Annotated in this window: 10 protein-coding genes and 2 riboswitches; of the genes, 3 read left to right on the top strand and 7 right to left on the bottom strand. The window is 28.7% G+C overall.

Features of this window, described 5'->3' with window-relative positions:
• Nucleotides 1-447, bottom strand: coding sequence for a bilirubin utilization transcriptional regulator BilQ (gene bilQ / locus IR151_RS10115; RefSeq protein ID WP_227434403.1), 447 nt, complete (start codon nucleotides 445-447; stop codon nucleotides 1-3).
• Between the two features lie 310 nt (nucleotides 448-757).
• Here bilQ and IR151_RS10110 point away from each other — a divergent pair, with 310 nt between their 5' ends.
• The gene (locus IR151_RS10110; protein WP_227434402.1) at nucleotides 758-1948 is read left to right on the top strand and encodes a pyridoxal phosphate-dependent aminotransferase; all 1191 of its coding nucleotides are present in this window, start codon (nucleotides 758-760) and stop codon (nucleotides 1946-1948) included.
• A gap of 166 nt (nucleotides 1949-2114) precedes the next feature.
• The gene (locus tag IR151_RS10105; protein WP_227434401.1) at nucleotides 2115-3080 is read left to right on the top strand and encodes a DMT family transporter; all 966 of its coding nucleotides are present in this window, start codon (nucleotides 2115-2117) and stop codon (nucleotides 3078-3080) included.
• Nucleotides 3081-3175: 95 nt separating this feature from the next.
• On the opposite strand, the gene IR151_RS10100 is transcribed toward IR151_RS10105, so the two are convergent.
• The 4 genes from IR151_RS10100 to IR151_RS10085 all read right to left on the bottom strand — a co-directional run bounded on the left by IR151_RS10100 (nucleotide 3176) and on the right by IR151_RS10085 (nucleotide 10463).
• A complete protein-coding gene (locus IR151_RS10100; RefSeq protein ID WP_227434400.1) occupies nucleotides 3176-3838 on the bottom strand; it encodes an anthrax toxin lethal factor-related metalloendopeptidase in 663 nt (220 codons plus the stop codon).
• Nucleotides 3839-3937: 99 nt separating this feature from the next.
• A riboswitch (cyclic di-GMP riboswitch) is annotated at nucleotides 3938-4024 on the bottom strand.
• Between the two features lie 184 nt (nucleotides 4025-4208).
• Nucleotides 4209-7109: an SrtB-anchored collagen-binding adhesin gene (locus IR151_RS10095; RefSeq protein ID WP_227434399.1), complete on the bottom strand. Its 2901-nt coding sequence runs from the start codon at nucleotides 7107-7109 to the stop codon at nucleotides 4209-4211.
• 116 nt (nucleotides 7110-7225) lie between these two features.
• Nucleotides 7226-7311: riboswitch (cyclic di-GMP riboswitch) on the bottom strand.
• 120 nt (nucleotides 7312-7431) lie between these two features.
• On the bottom strand, nucleotides 7432-8610 hold the full coding sequence (locus IR151_RS10090) for a cation diffusion facilitator family transporter (RefSeq protein WP_227434398.1): 1179 nt from the start codon (nucleotides 8608-8610) through the stop codon (nucleotides 7432-7434).
• Between the two features lie 233 nt (nucleotides 8611-8843).
• Nucleotides 8844-10463: a hypothetical protein gene (locus IR151_RS10085; protein ID WP_227434397.1), complete on the bottom strand. Its 1620-nt coding sequence runs from the start codon at nucleotides 10461-10463 to the stop codon at nucleotides 8844-8846.
• 482 nt (nucleotides 10464-10945) lie between these two features.
• Here IR151_RS10085 and IR151_RS10080 point away from each other — a divergent pair, with 482 nt between their 5' ends.
• Entirely contained in the window at nucleotides 10946-11707 is a 762-nt protein-coding gene (locus IR151_RS10080; protein ID WP_227434396.1) for an EFR1 family ferrodoxin, read from the top strand.
• A gap of 183 nt (nucleotides 11708-11890) precedes the next feature.
• Here IR151_RS10080 and IR151_RS10075 read toward each other — a convergent pair whose 3' ends face one another.
• Nucleotides 11891-12643 (bottom strand): EFR1 family ferrodoxin, encoded by a 753-nt coding sequence (locus IR151_RS10075; protein ID WP_227434395.1) that lies wholly within the window; start codon nucleotides 12641-12643, stop codon nucleotides 11891-11893.
• A 497-nt stretch (nucleotides 12644-13140) separates the two neighbouring features.
• On the bottom strand, nucleotides 13141-15915 hold the full coding sequence (locus IR151_RS10070; RefSeq protein WP_227434394.1) for a calcium-translocating P-type ATPase, PMCA-type: 2775 nt from the start codon (nucleotides 15913-15915) through the stop codon (nucleotides 13141-13143).
• Nucleotides 15916-15919: the final 4 nt, after the last annotated feature.

The following is a 15919-nucleotide window of genomic DNA, read 5'->3' as shown; positions in this document are numbered from 1 at the left end:
CTATTCTTCCTCCACTGTTGCCTTTATATCTTTTACTGTATGTAATTTCTTTACTAATTCTTTGTATTCTTCATCCAAAAACTCTTTTTTTATATTACTATCCCACTTTGAAAATATGTTTTTTATATCTCCCAGTACTTCTTCACCCTTATCTGTTACTCTCAATTGAAAAGCTCTACTATCATTAGGGTTTTGAATCTTTTCTATGTAACCATCTTGTTCTAATCTAGAGATAGTTCTTGTAGTATGAGCTTTATCCACCTCGAATTCTGTCGAAATATCATTCAAAGAACAATTCCTATTCTTATTGATATAAATTAAATAAAAATATAGACCATTCGTAAGCTTATATGGCTTTAGACATTTTTCACAATAAAGTTTAAAGTTCCTTTGTAAATAACAAATAATATACGATAAACTCTCATTCTGTAAATTTTTAAAATCCATTTTTAATTTCCCCTCTATAATTCTAATATAATATATTTGACTATATCAACTATATTATATTAAATACTTGATACAGTCAAGAATATTTTGCCTTATAACTGTATAATTTTATACTACCTTATAAAATTATCATAAAATATAATTCTTCTTTGGTTAGAATTTGTAATTTTTTATATACATCATACATAAATATATTTTATATAAAAGTTTATATTTTCAAGCAAATAATTTTTCGAAAATTGTCTAAATTCAGTAAAAATATGGTAATATATACATAAGCAATATAAATCTATAAAAGGGAGTGTTACATATGATATCTAATAAAATGCAAACTTTAGTTGCAAACAGCTCTGTTATAAGAGCCATGTTTGAAGAGGGAAAAAAACTTTCCGATATCTACGGAGAAGAAAATGTTTTTGATTTTAGTATAGGAAATCCAAGTGTTGAGCCTCCAGAAACTATTAAAGCAGTTATAAGCGATATTTTAAATGAAGAATCTCCAAATCTAGTTCATGGATATATGAACAACTCAGGATATGAAGATGTAAGAGATGCTATTGCCAGCCACATAAATAAAAAAAATGGATTAAACCTTACAAAAGATAACTTAATTATGACTTGTGGGGCTGCTGGTGGTCTAAATATCATTTTAAAAACTCTTTTAAATCCTGACGATGAAGTTATTGCTTTTGCACCATATTTTGGTGAATATAAAAATTATACAGAAAACTATGATGGAAAACTAATCGAAGTCCCTACAAACATAGAAACTTTTGAACCAGATTTATATGCTCTAAAAAATGCTATTACTCCAAAGACAAGAGCTCTAATAATAAACACTCCAAACAATCCTACTGGTGTTATTTATTCTGAAGAATTGCTAAAAAACCTTGGAGAATTACTAGATACAAAACAAAAAGAATTTAATACAAATATATATTTAATTTCTGATGAACCATATAGAGAAATAATTTATGATGATGCTAAAGTTCCTTGTATATTAAAATACTATAAAAATTCATTTATAGGATACTCTTATAGTAAATCATTGTCTCTACCTGGTGAACGTATAGGATATATTGTGGCTAATGGAGAAATGGATGATTTTGATGATGTTATGTCTTCATTAAATGTTGCAAATAGAATACTTGGATTTGTAAATGCTCCTTCTCTTTTCCAAAGAGTTATTGCAAGAAGCTTAGATGCAGAAGTTGATGTAAATATTTACAAAAAGAACTTTGACCTTTTATATAATAGCTTAATAGAAATGGGATTTTCTTGTGTTAAACCTAGTGGTACATTCTATTTATTCCCAAAAGCTCCAATTGAAGATGATAAAAAATTCTGTGCTGATGCTAAACAATTTAATTTACTATTGGTTCCAGGTTCTTCTTTTGGTTGCCCAGGACACTTTAGAGTATCATACTGTGTATCTTACGATAAAGTTAAGAGTTCTCTACCAGCATTTGAAAAATTATCTAAATTGTACAATTTAAAATAATTAAATAAATCTAATTACAAATAATTAGCTACCTTAGTGTAGAATTTTATATTCTATATTAAGGTAGCTTATAATTTTATAGCTTATATTTATATACCATTTTATACCAATGTACTTGAATATTGTAGCTTATAGTACTAGTATAAATTACAAGGAGGTGTTTGATTTGAAAAAAGGTTATGTTTATATAATACTAACTACCCTATTTTTTAGTTCAATGGAAATTAGTTTAAAGACAGTTACTAATGACTTTAATCCCATACAAATAACCTTATCAAGATTTTTTGTTGGTGGCTTAGTCTTATTACCTTTTGCTATAAAAAGATTAAAATCCCTTAGTCTTTCTATTACAAAATCAGATTTAAAATACTTTGCTTTTTTAGGTTTTATGTGTGTTGTAGTAAGTATGTCATTGTACCAGTTAGCTGTACTAAACACAAAAGCATCTGTAGTTGCTGTCTTATTTAGTTGTAACCCAGTATTTGTTATGCTTCTAGCTTATTTGATTCTAAAGGAAAAAATCTATAGGCACAATATAATTTCACTTATATTAGAAGTCATTGGAATTATAGTTATTATAAATCCACTGCACACAAAATTAACTTTTAGTGGTATATTCTTAACACTATCTTCTGCCATTATTTTTTCAATGTACACTGTTTTTGGTAAAAGAAAAACGTTAAAATTTGGTGGAATAGTTGTGACTTGTTTCAGCTTTATATTTGGTAGTTTAGAAATGCTTGTATTGGTTCTACTTACTAAGATTAATTTTATATCAAATATATTAAATAAAAAAGGACTACATGTATTTGCAAATATACCTATTTTTAGTGGTTATACCTTACACAACATACCTACTATGATTTACGTATTTGTATTTGTTACAGGTGTTGGTTATGCACTTTATTTTATGGCAATGGAAGCTACATCTACTAGCCTTACATCTTTAGTATTTTTCTTTAAGCCAGTAATATCTCCAATACTGGCATTACTAATTCTTAAAGAATTTATTCCTATTAATATGATTATAGGAATTCTATTGATAGTGATTGGTTCAATAGTTTCTATTATACCTACAATAATAACTCAATCTCATAATAAACATATTGAGTCATTATATAAAAGTCAGTAATAAATATATACATAAGATTAAATTAATTAGTTTTTCACGCAATATAAAAGAGATGCTAGCATACTAGCATCTCTTAATTTTTTTATATAAATTTTCTATTTTGCTAAGTTTTGTAAAAAGCTATAAGTTTGTGGACAAGCTGCTTTTAATTTACTATTTGTGTCTTGATTTAAGTAGTAATATGCAAATGCCTCAGCAAAGAATTCTTCTGGATATACACCTAAATAATTTACATTTCCTAAAGAACGCCCTTCTTTAGCAAATATTTGTTTAAATTGTGCTGATTTAGAAATATCATTTAATGCAAGATGGTCTACTGCGTGTGCTGTTTCATGTAATTCTAAGTTTATTGCATCATGACCTTTACCTTTGTTACTAAATCCTATTCTAAGAGCTACTGTACTTCCACCTAAACCAGGAACATCATCCCAAGTTTTACCAGTATTTTCCCATCCTTTAGGAACTACACCTTTTAAATAAGCATATTCTTTTTCATCTGTTAATTTTCCACTTAATAATTTTATTTTTAAGTTATCTTGTTTTAATACATTTAAATACTTTCCATCTATATTAGCAAGTCTATTTATCATAGCATTAGCTTCTTTTTTATCGTAATTTCCATTTGGAAGAACCACTATTTCACTAAGTGTTTCTTTATTGTTTTTTAAAGTTGCACTATCTGCATGTGCACTTACTGGAACTGAACTTATTAAAAATATTGATATTATAGCGATTAATAATTTTTTACTTGGTTTCATATTATTCCCTCCTTTGAGTTAGGCCGGGAGTAATAAATTTCAAAATAAAAAAGATACCCAAGAGTATCTTTGTATATACAAAAAGAAATTTTTACTCTTTTCGGCAACTGGCTGGCGTAGTTTATTTAAACTTTAGCCCCTATAGCTTTGCGTGACTAGGTTTCCCTAGTTTTGCCTCGTTTAATTTTATATTTATATTATATCTTATATCTGTCTCTTTGTCTATAGTTTTTTGGATTTTTCTTCTAAAAAACGATTGTTTTTTTACATAATACTCCAAAAAAAAATATCTTCTAACAATATTCTCACTTGAAAATATTGTTTTAGAAGATATTTTTTAATATTACTTATATTTTTATAATGTTAGGGTCTAATTGATGTTTTTCTTTCTTCTCAATATAATAAGTCCTACAATAGCTCCTAATCCTAAAAGTATTTCTACAGTAATTGTAGTACTATCACCTGTCTTTGGTGGCACTGGTGGATTTACTACAGTATTATCTTTTACTGTATTATTCTTTTCCTGTGGCACTGGTGGGTTTACTACTTCTGGTATTGGAACAATTTGTTTAACAGGCTTTTCTATTACATCTTCTGATGGTGGTATTGGTGGATTTACTACCTCTGGTATAGGAGGATTTACCACGTTTTCTGATTGTGGTATTGGTGGATTTATTGTTGCTTCCTCTGTATCAGATGGTCTTGATGGTTTACTTGGCTTATCTGTACTTGGTGGCACTGGTGGATTCACTGTTGGTTCATCTGTACCTGGTGGTACTGATGGATTTACTGGAATATTTTCTTGTTTTACATTTTCTATATTCCCAATATCAACAATTTTACCAATATTTTTTCTATCAATTTCCACCTTTATTTTACCCTTTAATTTTTCATATCCACTTGGAGCCATTGTCTCCACTAAATAATATGTTCCTGGATTTTTGACACTAGATTCAATTATACCATCTTCATTACTAACTAAATCCTTAACTACTACTATTCCAAAGGTATTTTCCAAATTAAATTTTGCACCTTCAAGAGCACTTTTATCTGAACTGTCTACCTTCTTAGCTTCAAAAGCATATCCTTGTTTAGTAGTTTCTACACCAGGAGGACTTGAACCATTAATCTGAGCTACATTTTGTATAGTCTCCCCTACTTTTACATCTGTAAAATCTGCATCAAATGTAACCCAACCTTGTACAGGTTCACCTTCTTTTATTTGCTTAAATTCATATTTATTTACTAATCTTATAGTATTTTTTCCATCTTCAGCTTCTTTTTTAAGTTCAAGATTATCAGAGTATTTTATATTAGATATTTTTAATGTTGGATTTACTTCATCTAAAATATTTACTTGCCCTGCATCATAAACACCATAAGTTGACATGTTTATTTTATACTTAACTATTTGGTTATCATTTCCATATAATACCTTTTTATCAACCTCTTTTTTGGCACTTATTAATCCAGAGTTCTTCTTAAAACTTATCTCATCTCTTTTATCTACTTGACTATTATTCGCATCAAGAACAGCTCTATTTGTATAACTATCTTCAATACTAATAACTTTTAATGTATATGCTATAAAGAACTTTGATTCTACTTCTTCTTCACTAAGATTAATTGTAAATCCAGTTATAACTTTTTCTACTTGCCCACTTTCATTTCTTTTTTCTTCTGTTTTATATGAAATATTATTTGCAATTTTTTCTTTACTCCAAGGAGTCCAGCCACCATTCATTGGAACTTCTACAACTCTAAAATCATGCCCAGCTTCTCCAGCAGTAGTTAATCTCATACCTTCTGGTATATTATCTGTTATAACCACATTACTTACTGGTGATTTATCATCATTTATTGAAATCTGATAGTTGATTACTTGACCTACTTGAGTAATATTTGTTGCTCCTGAATGCCCCTTAGTCAAAAGATAATCATTTCCTCTATCAAATATACTTACAATAGCATCATCTTCTTGAACTTTATTACCTGCAGATTCTAATCTAGCTATATTCTTATATTTGTTACCATGTTTTGCATTTTCATCACTAATTCTAGCCTTATACTTAACAGTATACGCTTTATCTATATCTCCAAAAGTAACTGAAATAGAATTTTCACCTTGTTCAATATTAAAATCACTTACTTCTTTTCCATTGCTTGCTACTATACTTACAGAATCTTTTATTAATGTCATTCCTTCAGGGAGTTCGTCATATAAAGTAATATCTTTTAATTCTTCTTCTTTTTCATTTACTTGTATAGTATAATTTACATCTTTATTTTTAACTGGCATAAATACAGTAGTTGACTCTCTTCCTTCAACAAGCTTCTTAAGTGTTCCTTTAGCTTCTTCAATGTCTTCTTTATCGCCAGGTTTTATTTCTATATCCACATCTCCATTTCCACTTTCTATCTTTCCAGTAGTTTCAATATGAATTTTGGCACTTGTTTCTTCATTAACTTTATTCACATATGCTTCTAATCCAATTTTTCCTTGCATTACACTTTGACCATTAGGTAATTCTCTAAATGTAAGCGTATACTCTCCATTACTCTCTGTTTTATCAAAACATTCACTTGTATAATCTAAATTAACTTTATTAAATACATCTGGAACCTTAAAAGTTATTGAGTCACCTGCTTTTATCCCTTTTGATGTTGGAGTATAAGTTAAATTAAATGTAATTTTTTTCATTGACTCTGTTTCTATTGCATCATTATTAATTTTTACGATAAATCCGTGGTCTTCATTATCTTCATTAAGTTCTTCTTCTAAAGTCTTAAGTAAATTTTCATCCTCTATCGAAGTTTGTTCTGGTTTCTTGTTTTCTTCTGGTTTCTCTCCTTCTGGAGTTTGCTCTGGCTTCTTATTTTCTTCTTGCTTATCTCCTTCTGGAGTCTGTTCTGGCTTCTTATTTTCCTCTTGTTTATCCCCTTCTGGAGTTTGCTCTGGCTTCTTATTTTCTTCTTGCTTATCTCCTTCTGGAGTTTGCTCTGGCTTCTTATTTTCTTCTTGTTTATCCCCTTCTGGAGTCTGTTCTGGTTTCTTATTTTCTTCTTGCTTATCTCCCTCTGGAGTCTGTTCTGGTTTCTTATTTTCTTCTTGTTTTCCATCTCCAGTTGGTAAATTATTTGAATTGCTTTGTATAGACCCACTGCCTTCTAATTCTGATGCATAAGATACAGATGGATATATTGTAGTAACTATCATACTTAAAATCATAATTAAACTGATTAATAATGCCTTTTTATTTCCTTTCTTCATATAGATTGCTCCCCTCTAATCTATTTACACTCTTGTAAAATTCCATAAATACCCAATATAATTTAACTTTTTTTATCAAAAAACTATACAAAAAAAGCTATGAAATAAATAAAATTTATATTCATAGCCGGTTGCACCATTGACTCTGTATACCCATAAGGTGCCCAGTAATAGGATATACTTCAACGTCTCTATAATTTTTTTATAAAAATAATTAAAAATTATTATATTCAAATTAAATACAGTTATATATCCATTATATTATGTCTATGTTTTATTGTCTATATTTTTTACATTTTTTTCCTTTATTTTTTTATCATCATTAAATAAAATCCTTATCTACAACAATTACACAATTATAATCAGGATTCATCTCCTTAACTAGCTTTGTTATATCTGCTTTTAGATCTTCTTCTGACATACCTTTAGAAAATTCAGAAGGATTAACTACTATATCAAAGACTAAATTCTTCTTACTTCCTTTTCCAACTATCCTAAAATCATGCATAGATTTTATAAGGCTGTTTTTCTTAAGTATTTCTTCAAGTTCTCTTTTTGATGATATAACCTCTTCATCATCAAGGCATATAGGGTCCATATGAATTACCAAATATATATCCAACTTTTCAGATATTTCTCTCTCAGCAGTATCTATAATTTCATGAATTTCCATTATATCTATATTCGCTGGAATTTCTGCATGTATAGATGCAATGCATCTTCCAACTCCATAATTATGGATTATTAAATCATGTGTACCTATTATATGTTCATAAGATAATAATAATTCTAAAATAGATTTGACCATTTCTTCATCTGGAGCTTCCCCTAGAAGAGGATTTATAGTATCTTTTACAAGAGAAAATCCTGCATAAAGTATTACTAATGATACTACAATACCTACATATCCATCTATAGGTAAATCAGTAAATCTAGCCAAAATAAAAGATATAACTACACAACTTGATGTAAATACATCTCCCAAAGCATCCAATGACACTGCTTTTAATGCTGATGAATTAATTTTATTTCCCATAAATTTATTAAAGCGACTCAACCATATTTTAACCATTATAGATGCAATTAAAAGTATCAGTGGTACTAATTCAAACTTTATAGGAACTGGATTTGTTATTCTTTCTATAGACGATTTCACAAATTGAAGTCCAACCAACATAACCATAAAAGCTACTATTAATGCTGATAGATATTCTATTCTACCATGCCCAAAAGGATGTTCTTTGTCAGCTGGTTTACTTGCTAGTTTAAACCCTATCATAGTTATTGCTGAAGATGCCATATCAGAAAGATTATTAAACGCATCAGCCATTATAGCTATACTTGATGTAAGTATACCTATAGAAACCTTTACTATAAATAAAACTAGATTAGATATTATGCCTACTATTCCGGCTACATAACCATACTTATTTCTAACAACTTTATCTTGAACATTCTCACTATCTTTGATAAATGTTTTGACTAGGATTTTTGAGAACATGAAACTTACCTCCCTGTCTTTTATTTTATTAATAAACTCGAAACTTGATATCTTTACTCATGATAACACAATTTAGATATAAAATTCTTTAAACTTGTTCTATATCAGTAAAATATTCTTAATTTTCTTTTCTTATAGTTAATATGAAGTAGTTTTATATCTCTGACTAAAATTAATAATGTCTAATAAAATTGGTTCTAGATACTTTATACTTTTATCTAGAACCACTTTTATTATTTTATACCAACTATTTTATTTAACATAATTGAACCAGTTTCTGGACTTTCAAATTCAATTGTAACATTCTTTATATTAGATAAATTTATATTTCTAAATTTTTCAAGTGGTATTACTGTATCACTTATTGGAGTATATCTTGACCAGAATTCCATAAACTTCCCTTCTACATATTCATCTTTTATAACTTCTCCTTCAAAATACTTCATAGCAGATACTTTATCATTTTCTACAATGATACTGCTTTCTTTTCCCTTAGAATCAACTAAGCTAAGTTTGAAAGAAACTACATTATCTTTATTATTTAATTTACTAGGAGAGTTTAATGCCCATCTAAACTTTAGTGCAGAATAAGCTCCTAAGTTATTATTATTTAAAGGTAGTTCTATTTTTCCACTTTCAGATTTCCAATCAACTTGTAACAAGTCTAAATCTTCATTCACTCCAGTATTGATAAATATTTTTGCAGTATCTTTATTCAATCTCTCTGATTCAACCAATTCTTTTATATCAACATTACTTGAACTTATATTTTTAAATGTCTTTTTATTGAATAATTCTACAGATTCACTATATTTAACTTTATTTAAAGTCTGATATCCATACATTTTATAAGGCAATCCTTTTTTATTGAAGATAGGTGATTCACTACTATCAAACTCAAAAATAGATTTCATATAGTCAACTGCATAATTAGAGAAAAAATCTCTATGTTCTTCTTGTCCTAATTTCTCAGGATAAGTTCCATTAGTAGTCTGTGGCTTAGAAAACTCTTTTTCTCCTAAAACTGAGTTGTATGCATTATGATTTCCTCCCACTAGATAAGTTAGACCCAGTGGGCTTTTTCTATTTTTATCTAAAGATATATCATAAAAAATATCATCTCCACTATGAACAACATCTCCATCATACTCTGAAACTATTATTGCTGTTGGTATATCAGGAAACTTTTCTATCGGACTATTATACGCTGGTGTAAGTGATATAATTCCTTTTATCCCTTTGAATCCTTTTTGTATTTGGTCTTCTGCTATTTTAATTACCCCTGAACCTGCTACAGAATGTCCTATAAGACCAATTCTATTTAAATCAACTTTATCTTTGAGGTATAACCCAAATCCATTTTTCTTACCTTCGTTTATGTCTTTAAAAGTTTGTATATATGTTTGAGCTAAATAAGTTATTCTTTCATTTTCCACTGGTTCTCCATACTTAAAAGTATAATTTACTGAGGTATCAATAGATAATCCTATTATACCATTTTTTGCCAAAGCCTCAGTAAGATATTTAAATCCATCTTCAAAATCATTTTCTCCATCTCCATGTTGTCCATGAAAGATTAATACTACAGGTGCTTTTTCTTTTATATTTTCAGGTACTGATATTATTCCTTCCATATTAAATGGTATAGATTTACCTCTTATAACCATTTCTGATGTTCCTAAATTAAATTTATTAGTTTCAACCTTATTATTGCTATTTTTTGTTGAATTTATTTCATATGATATTTTTTCATTTGATACTGTATCCGAATTAGATTTATTTGTGCAACCCACAAGAAGAGCACTTATAACTATTATAGATAAAATTATACTGACCCACCTTTTAAACTTCATAAATATTTTCCTTTCTATATATCCCTTTAGATAAAATTTTTAAATTTTTATTAATTGCATTTATTCCTTAACATTCACTTATTAAGCTTTCTACTATTATAACCTATAGTCACTTCCTACTCATATAAATATAAAATAATATCACAAACAAATTCTCTATTATATTTTTCATAATACTAGTTATTTATATGCATCTTAATTGACAACTTTTATTTATTAAGTAGCATAGAAATATCTTATTTATAATCAAACCAACATATTTATAACAGATTTTTTATATTAATTTATATCTAAGTAAAATAAAAAATTCTTTATTAACAACATTTTTAAATCAATAAAAAATGCTCTATTTTCTACATATCAAAATTAATTCACATAACTTTTGCTCAAATATCTATTCAAAACATAAAAAAATGACTTTTAAATATACTCATGGTAGAATAAAACAAATAAGTCAATAAATTAAGATTTGGAGAAAAATTATGCTAGGAATATATTTCAGTGGAACAGGCAATTCAAAATATTGTATAGAAAAGTTTTTGCAGGAATATGATATGACATCAAAAGCATTTTCTATTGAAGATAAGCAATTGTTACATCAAATTAGTCAGCATAAAGATATTGTATTTAGCTATCCTACACAATACAGCAACATACCTAAAATATTAAAGGACTTTATAATCAATCATCAAAATTTATGGAAAGACAAGCGAGTTTTTATTATTGCAACAATGGGGTTATTCAGTGGAGATGGAGCAGGTATCTTAGCTCGTTTGCTTAAAAAATATGGTGCAGTCACTATTGGAGGTTTACATTTAAAAATGCCTGATAGCATTGCTGATGAAAAGGCATTAAAAAAGACTTTAGAAAGCAACAAGAAACTCATAACAAATGCAGAGCAAAAAATAAAGCATGCTGTAAGAAAAATACAAGATGGAACTCCACCACAAGATGGAATCGGAATTTTTCATCATATAGCAGGTTTATTTGGACAAAGGTTATATTTTATTAATAAAACAAAATACTATTCAGACAAATTAAAAATAAGTGCTGATAAATGTATTGGCTGTGGAAAATGTGCAAGCCTATGTTGCTTGAAAAGTATTGTTGTGAAAAATGGTGTTGCTATACCAGGAAATCAGTGTACTATGTGTTATCGCTGTGTTAATAATTGCCCAAAACAGGCAATTACCTTATTAGGTAAACGTGTAATTGAACAAAGTAAAATTGAAAAATATCTATAATACAAGTTTCATTATAATTTAATTATGATGACTAATTAATTTAATTGATTAAAAAAAGACAGCTGACTATTTATCAACTGTCTTTTAAGTTAATACTCCATTAAATAAAATCTATGTTATATAATGATTGCTTTTAAAGCACCCTCATCAAAATACATCAGGATTAATTTAAGTCATTTATTTTTATATTTCCTTTGGGCAAATATAACGTGCCATCCCCTTGCTATGTTCGCCATATTCAATAGCTTCTTTTGGACATCGACATATACAAGCCATGCAATGAGTGCAATGATTTCCCCAGTTTGGCTTTCCATCATTAAGGTGTATATTTCCAAGTGGACATACATTTTCACATTTCTTACAAGAAACACAAGCATCTGTCACATAAAATTTTTTAGAATGAACAAATACTGGATAAAATATATTATTGACCAATCCACTACTGAATTTAGCCTTAAATGTTGCTTTCGATTCTGGGAATGCTATATCAGTTCTAATACATTGTATTGTAGATGATATTTTCTGCTCAGCTTGTTCAATCGTTACTAGAGCTTCTTCTTTACTTGGTGTACTAAAAAGCGCAATATAGTTTTCTGGCATGACTACAGAAGCACATCCTCTGTAATTCATCCCTTTTGCTTTACACAATTTCTTCAAGTATGTGCCTGAATTGCCAATATCAGCCCCACAGGTCATTACAAAATAAATATTCTTATTTCCTCTAAGTTCTGTTTTCATCAACCATTCATGCACAATACGTGGAATACGCCATGCATAAGTTGGTACAACGATAACCCATGGTCTTTCAGATGCTAAATGAGAATAATCCCTAGTTCGAATTTTTTCAAATATATTCAATACTTCATTCTGAAGCTCTTTACCCATTCTTTTTGCTACATATTCACTATTACCAGTCCCAGAAAAATATACAATCATAATTTTAGCAACTCCTTTATAAAATTCCTATTTTTAAACCCATACATATTTTTAACTTACTTAAATACTCAGATATACTTTTTATTTGTATTTTTACTCTTTTAGTTCTCCTCAATATGTTTCGTTAATGTTCTTTAACCATTATATCAGACAAAATAAATATTGCGACATTGGTAAAGAAACTCTTTACCATTAAAAGATTATATATCATTATTTCATATCAAATACTTTTAAAATTATGTTGTTTATCAGTTTATATCTTCAAGACTCTTTACATCATATCAGGACTCATTTAATGGCAGTAAATTAGTAGCAATAATAATCTTTAAATCTCACGAATATTTTGCTAAATACCATATTTTAATGGTCAATCATCTTTTTAAGTATAATAATGTACCATACAAAAAAGTGATAAATAGTATTTTGAAATCACTTACACAAAAACAAATAAAACCGCAAAAGCGTAGTATTAATACGATTTTGCGAAATTTTATAATCTAATTTTTATTATTAAGATTTACTTTCTTACTATTTTTTACTGTTCTAAGAAGTAATTTTACAAATTCATTTGACAATAGAATAGTCGATGCGAATAATATTATCTTTATCCACATATCAAACCCTAGTGACACTGAATTGAAGAAACTTTGGAATACTTGGGTAAATATTATTTGAATCACCCCTGTCACAACTATTACTTGTAATGCTAATTTATTTTTAAATAGATTTGGTATTGTACTGTTTAATCCAAATTCTCTACAATTTAATGCATTAAAAAGAGCACTGAATGCAAATAATGAAAATATAACTGTACCTTGTTCTTCTGGAGTTGCTCCCAATATATTAAAAGCTGATTGTGTAAATACAATTGTAATCATAAGTATAGCATTTATAATAATATTAACAGACATAGACCTAGCTATTATTCCAGAATGTCTATTTATTGGCTTTCTTTTCAATACATAATCTCTAACAGGTTCTAATCCTAATGCAAGAGCTGGAGGACCATCCATTATTATATTTACCCATAATAATTGTATTGTAGTAAATGGCATATCTTTACCAGTAAGTTGAGATATTATAGCAATTATAAATGCTACTATATTTACAGTAAGCTGGAACTGTATAAATCTTTGGAAGTTTTCATAAATACCTCTTCCCCATTTTATTCCCTCTACTATTGTACTAAAACTATCATCAGTCAATATTATATCTGCTGCATTTTTAGATACTTCTGTACCTGAGATTCCCATAGCGATACCAACATCTGCTTGACTAAGAGCTGGAGCATCATTTATACCATCACCTGTTACGGCTACAACCTCACCACTTTTTTGAAGTGCAGAAACTATTCTCATCTTTGTATCTGGTTTACTTCTTGCGACAATAGATATTCCTTTTATTTCTTCTCTTAACTCTTCATCTGTCAGTACATCTATATAGGTTGCTTCAACTGCCTTTTTACCATCATTTAATAATCCTAATTCATCTCCAATAGCAGTTGCTGTATTGATATTATCCCCTGTAAGCATTTTTACATCTACACCTGCATTAAATGCCTTATCAATAGACTCTTTAACACCTGCTCTCAATGGGTCTACTATTCCTACAAAGCCACTAAATACTAAATTTTCTTCCTTCTCATACCCTCTTGGATTTCCGATTAAATTCAATTCTCCTTCTGAAGTTATTGCAACTTCTGTTCTAGATTTAGTCATCTTTTTATAAGCAAACCCCAATGTTCTCATAGATTTAATTTGTAGTTTTTTAATTTCATCGAGAATACCTTTTTCTATTTTAGGAGTTATTGGGACAATACTTTTTCCTTGTTGTACATAAGAACATTTCTTTAATAATACTTCTGGAGCTCCTTTTGAAAGTAGTATATCCGAATCCTCTTGACGAATTAATGTTGACATTTTTTTTTCTTCTGAACTAAAGGGGATTTGTGATATTAAATAAGTTTGTTTTCTCATTTCATTATAATTTTTATCGTTATGATATAAAAGTAATGCACACTCTGTTGCACTTCCAATATATTTAAATGAATTGTCTCCCTTTTCTATATCAGCTGTTGAATTCACTATACAGTTTTGTTCAAAATAACTATTACTTTGATATTCTCCACTACTTATATACTTACCATCAACATATGCTACTTCTACCATCATCTTATTTTGTGTCAAAGTACCTGTCTTATCAGAACATATTACAGAGACAGAACCTATAGTTTCACAGGCTTCTTTCTTTGTTACTAATGCATTTATCTTTGCCATCTTTTGCATTGTTATGGCTAAAGTAATATTTATCATAGTTGGTAAACCTTCTGGTACTGTTGCAACTATTAAAGCAATACAAACCATATATGCATTTTTAGCAGGCTCTAATGATTGTAAAAAAGATAAAATACTGCTTGTATCCAAAATTAGCATACCTCTTCTTTGCATTTGTATAATCATAAACATACATAATAATGTAGCTATTACACCTGATATACCTGCTATTTTAGCACCTAACTTACCTAATTTAATTTGAAGTGGAGTTTGCTGGTCATCATTTGATAAGTTCTGTGCTATCTTACCCATCTCTGTCTTATCACCAATATGAGTAACAACCATTATCCCTCTACCATATGCTACAAGAGTTCCCCCAAATACCATATTGATTTGTTTTGCGGGTATTGTATCTTGTTCAATTATTTCTGTTTTAGAATAAACTACCTCCATATCTAATATAGCATCAGCATTTTTAGCTACATCATCAGATTCGCCTGTTAACATATCTTCTCTAAGCTTTAGATTTATAGATTGTATAAGCCTTCCATCTGCTGGTATCATATCTCCTGTTTCTATATATACAATATCTCCTGGTACTAAATCATTTTTTGATATTTTAACTATCTTTCCATTTCTAAGTACCTTTACCTCTATATTCTCTGTTAATTTTGATAGAGCATGAGCAGCTTTTTTAGATTTCCCTTCAGTTATTATACCTATGGAAATACCAATAAAGATAGCTCCTAAAATACCTAATGCATCATGCAATTCTCCCACAAATGAGCTTATTACTGCTGCTCCTATAAGAATTAATATCATAGGTTCTGTCAGACTTTCCCCCAACTCGTCCCAAAATGTTCGTCCTTCTTTTATCGTAAATTCATTTAATCCATATCTAAGCTTCCTCTCTTCTACCTCATTATCAGCAAGTCCAACTTCTGGATTTGTCTTTAAGTATTTTAAGACTTCTTTGGTAGGTTTATTATAATACCTCATAACT

It is taken from the genome of Clostridioides sp. ES-S-0006-03, from assembly GCF_020662275.1.
Taxonomy (GTDB): domain Bacteria; phylum Bacillota; class Clostridia; order Peptostreptococcales; family Peptostreptococcaceae; genus Clostridioides.
The sequence above is the reverse complement of the archived record's forward strand: the minus strand, read 5'-3'. Positions and strand labels throughout refer to the sequence as shown.

Coding starts and splice junctions, on each gene's coding strand:
- IR151_RS10085 (WP_227434397.1), bottom strand. CDS start 10,463: ATGAAGTTTAAAAGGTGGGTCAGTATAATTTTATCTATAATAGTTATA.
- IR151_RS10080 (WP_227434396.1), top strand. CDS start 10,946: ATGCTAGGAATATATTTCAGTGGAACAGGCAATTCAAAATATTGTATA.
- IR151_RS10070 (WP_227434394.1), bottom strand. CDS start 15,915: ATGAGGTATTATAATAAACCTACCAAAGAAGTCTTAAAATACTTAAAG.
- IR151_RS10095 (WP_227434399.1), bottom strand. CDS start 7,109: ATGAAGAAAGGAAATAAAAAGGCATTATTAATCAGTTTAATTATGATT.
- IR151_RS10075 (WP_227434395.1), bottom strand. CDS start 12,643: ATGATTGTATATTTTTCTGGGACTGGTAATAGTGAATATGTAGCAAAA.
- bilQ (WP_227434403.1), bottom strand. CDS start 447: ATGGATTTTAAAAATTTACAGAATGAGAGTTTATCGTATATTATTTGT.
- IR151_RS10100 (WP_227434400.1), bottom strand. CDS start 3,838: ATGAAACCAAGTAAAAAATTATTAATCGCTATAATATCAATATTTTTA.
- IR151_RS10090 (WP_227434398.1), bottom strand. CDS start 8,610: ATGTTCTCAAAAATCCTAGTCAAAACATTTATCAAAGATAGTGAGAAT.
- IR151_RS10110 (WP_227434402.1), top strand. CDS start 758: ATGATATCTAATAAAATGCAAACTTTAGTTGCAAACAGCTCTGTTATA.